Here is a 3,374-nt window from a genome sequence, read left to right on the forward strand (position 1 = left end):
ACGGCGACGAACAACAGCACCCCGACGAGCGCCGCGAGGCTGGCGGTCATGACCGTGTGGAGCAGCGCGCTGCCGAGACCGAAGATCATCGTGAAGCCGATCGTCACACCGGCGCCCACGACCAGTGCCAGCCACAGGACACCGGGGACGCCCTGGGACACGTAGTCCAGGCGCGTCGACCGGGCCGTGACCAGGTCGTTCAACCGGTCGGCCTCGACCTGCTTGAACTGCAGCTCGTCCGGGCTGGTCGTGGGCATCGTGGCCAGGTACTGGGACAGGTCGTCGAGCGCATGGGTCGTCTCGGGCGAGCCGGGCTCGCCGCGGGACATCGCCGGCCAGTCGTTCTCGACGGCGACGGTCGCGTAGCTCCGCACGTAGGCGTGGATCTGGTCGCGGACGGGGGGCGGGAAGGCGGCGCTGTCGCGGTAGATCGTGCGCAGCGCGCTGGCCTCCTGCCCCACCACGTGCTCGGCCTCGCTGAAGTTCTCCCAGCTCACGATCACCACGAAGCCCAGCAGCACCGCGTAGATCACACCGACGACCGCGATGATGAACCCGGCCACCTCGTTGTGGTCGCCTTCCCGGAGCGCGGGCCAGGCCCGCCGCAGACCGGCCTGGGCGGCGACGACCAGTGCCGGCATGACCACGACCAGCAGGAGCCCGACGAGCCAGATCGGCCAGCTGGACATCTCAGCGGGCCGCCGCGGCGCCGGGCTCGGGCGTCATCGTCGCCATCGTCGCGGCGACGTCCTGCACGACGAACTGGTCGGCGACGTGCTCGTCGAACACCGCCCCGAGATCGGGTGCCATCCCGTCGTCCATCCGGCTCCCCCCTTGCGCATTCACCCGCGAGTCGCGACCACCCTGCTACCGACGATCGACGGGCACGAGGGGCATCCGGACGAACTCGCCCCGCTGAGCCGGGCCCTACGTCCCGTTCGGCCCCGACCGTCCGATCACGGGACGCCGTCGGACCCGCCGCGGGCGATCGCCGGCACGCAGCGCACGTACCGGTCCACCACCACGTCGACGACGCCGTCGTGCTCGCCCAGCGGCTCGGCGACCACCTCGGCGCCCGCGTCGGCGAGCCAGCGGTGGAACGCGCCGGGCGCGAGCAGCCACGTCGCCAGCGCGACCGGCCGGTCCTGGGCGGCGACCACGTCCGCGACCCGCGGGGCCCCGCCCGCGATGTACCCGACGGGCACCGGCGTCCCGAGCCGCTCCGCGAAGATCCCCGCGGCCGTCCGGAGGTCCTCCTGCGCGACGGGGTCGGTCGAGCCCGCGGCCGCCAGCACCACCCGCTGGCCGCGCCAGGCCGCTTCGCCCAGGCGGGCCAGCGCGACGTCGACCAGCGCGGGGTCGGGCCCCAACGGCTCGGCCAGGGTCACGTCCTCGCGCCCGATCGCCGCGAGCTGCCCCGGCACGTCGACCCGCACGTGGAAGCCCGCCGCGAGGAACGCCGGCACGACAACGACCGGACCGGCCGTCCGCGGGAGCACGTCCGCGAGCTGCGGGCGCGCGACGCCGGCGTACGCGAGCCGGACCTCGACGCCGGGCAGCGCCGCGCGCAGCCCAACGAGCAGCCGGCCCCACGTGTTCCGGCCGGCGGCGTCCCCGGTGCCGTGCGCCAGCACGACGAGGGCGGGTCTCACCTCGCGGGCTCCACGGCGGCCTCGCCGCGCACGTGCTCCTCGAGGCGCCGCACCATCGCGCCGAGCCGGAACCGGTCGGGGGCGATCGAGGGGATCCCGCGGGCGTCCAGCGGCGCGGCCGTCACCGGGCCCACCGCGCACGCGAGCACGCCCGTGCCGGCCGGCCCCGCCCGCAGCGCCGCGAGCAGCTCGTCCGTGCGTCCCAGGACCTCCGCGCGGTGGAGCAGTCCCTCGACGGCCGGCGCGCTGGTGAAGGTCACCGCGTCGAGCTCGCGGTCGACGATCGCCGCGACCAACGCGTCGACGGCGGGCAGGTCGGGCGGCGGTTCCCACCGGTAGACGTGCACCAGGACGACGTCGGCGCCCGCCTCGCGCAGGGCGGCCAGGAACGACGTCATCGGGTCGCCGTGCAGCTGGACCGCGACGCGCGTCCCGGCCAGCGGCCCGGCCCCGCCCGCGAGCAGGTGCTCGAGGACCTCGGGCGACGACTCGGTGGCGTCCGCCGACCACGCCTCGCGCAGCCCCGACCCGCGGATGGCGCCGCGGGCCTTCGGGCCGCGCGCGAGCAGCGTCGCGTCGCCGAGCACGGCCCGCAGCCGCTCGCCCAGCCCCCACTGGTCGGCGACCTCCAGCCAGCCGCGGAAGCCCTGGCCGGTGGTGGCGACGACGACGGCGGGTGGCGCGTCCACGAGCGCGCGGGTGGTCGCGGCGAGGTCGGTGTCGTCGGCGAGGGGGACGATCCGCATCGTCGCGCCGTGCCGCGTCGTGGCGCCCCGGCGGTGGAGCAGGTCGATCTGGTCGTCGGCGCGCCGGTCGGCGGTGACCCCGATCCGCACGCCCGCCAACGGACCCGCTGCCTCGTCCGTCACCTGGGTCATGCGCTCCCGACCTCGACCGTCCCGTCCACCACCCGCACAGGATAGGTGGCCACGACGACCGAGTCGTCCTCGACGGCGACCCCCGACTCGAGGGCGAAGTGCTGCTTGTACAGCGGGGACGCGACGACGGGCGTCCCGCCGAGGTCGCCGACGATGCCCCGGGAGAGCACCGACGCCCCGGAGAACGGGTCGAGGTTGTGCAGCGCGAAGAGGCGGTCGTCGTGCGTGCGGAACACCGCGACCGGCTCGCCGGCGACCAACGCGCACACCCCGCGCTCGGGCTGCAGGCGCTCGAGCGGGCAGACCCGGGTCCACCCCTCGACGGGGGCCGGCGCGGCCGGCGTCGTCGGCTCCGGCCGGGGGTCCTTGGCCTCCGCACCCGCCGTCGTGCCCTCGGGGTGGTGACGGACGTCGGCGTCGAGGCCGGAGGCGGTCATGCCGGGGCTCCCACGGGGATCGTCGGGCCCGCGATCCGTGTCGGCGCGGGCGAGGTGTCGAACCCGAGCGACCCCAGGTCGGTCGGCTGGCCGTCCTTCATCCCGGCCGGGACGCGCCGGCCGAGGTGGTCGACGAACTCGATCGTCGGATCCGGCGTCCCGGGGGCGTTGACGAACGAGTGGAACCGCTCGAGCTTGTCGGGGTCGTCGAGGACGGCCGCCCACTCGTCGGCGTAGCTGCGGACGTGGCGGGCCATCTGCTCGTCGAGCGAGTCGCAGATGCCCAGCGAGTCCGCCATGACGACCTCGCGGAGGTGGTCGATGCCGCCCTCCAGCGACTCGATCCACGGCGCGGTGCGCTGCAGCCGGTCGGCGGTGCGCACGTAGAACATCAGGAACCGGTCGAT

General features: G+C 75.4%; 4 protein-coding genes and 1 pseudogene. All 5 read right to left on the reverse strand.

Features of this window, described 5'->3' with window-relative positions:
* The coding region (locus AC0CYZ_RS27570) for a bestrophin-like domain (RefSeq protein WP_472221305.1) at positions 1 to 689 on the reverse strand (689 nt) is incomplete at its 3' end.
* Between the two features lie 267 nt (positions 690 to 956).
* The gene (locus tag AC0CYZ_RS27575) at positions 957 to 1,652 is read right to left on the reverse strand and encodes a sirohydrochlorin chelatase (RefSeq protein ID WP_472221306.1); all 696 of its coding nucleotides are present in this window, start codon (positions 1,650 to 1,652) and stop codon (positions 957 to 959) included.
* Positions 1,649 to 2,530: a uroporphyrinogen-III synthase gene (locus AC0CYZ_RS27580; protein ID WP_472221307.1), complete on the reverse strand. Its 882-nt coding sequence runs from the start codon at positions 2,528 to 2,530 to the stop codon at positions 1,649 to 1,651. Before AC0CYZ_RS27580 ends, AC0CYZ_RS27575 begins: the two co-directional genes overlap by 4 nt.
* The gene (gene nirD / locus AC0CYZ_RS27585) at positions 2,527 to 2,967 is read right to left on the reverse strand and encodes a nitrite reductase small subunit NirD (RefSeq protein WP_472221308.1); all 441 of its coding nucleotides are present in this window, start codon (positions 2,965 to 2,967) and stop codon (positions 2,527 to 2,529) included. The genes AC0CYZ_RS27580 and nirD overlap by 4 nt, the downstream gene beginning before the upstream one ends.
* A pseudogene (locus AC0CYZ_RS27590) lies at positions 2,964 to 3,374 on the reverse strand (nitrite reductase (NAD(P)H)); the annotation flags it as partial. The pseudogene AC0CYZ_RS27590 and the gene nirD, both read right to left, overlap by 4 nt.

Source organism: Actinomycetospora sp., from assembly GCF_055612215.1.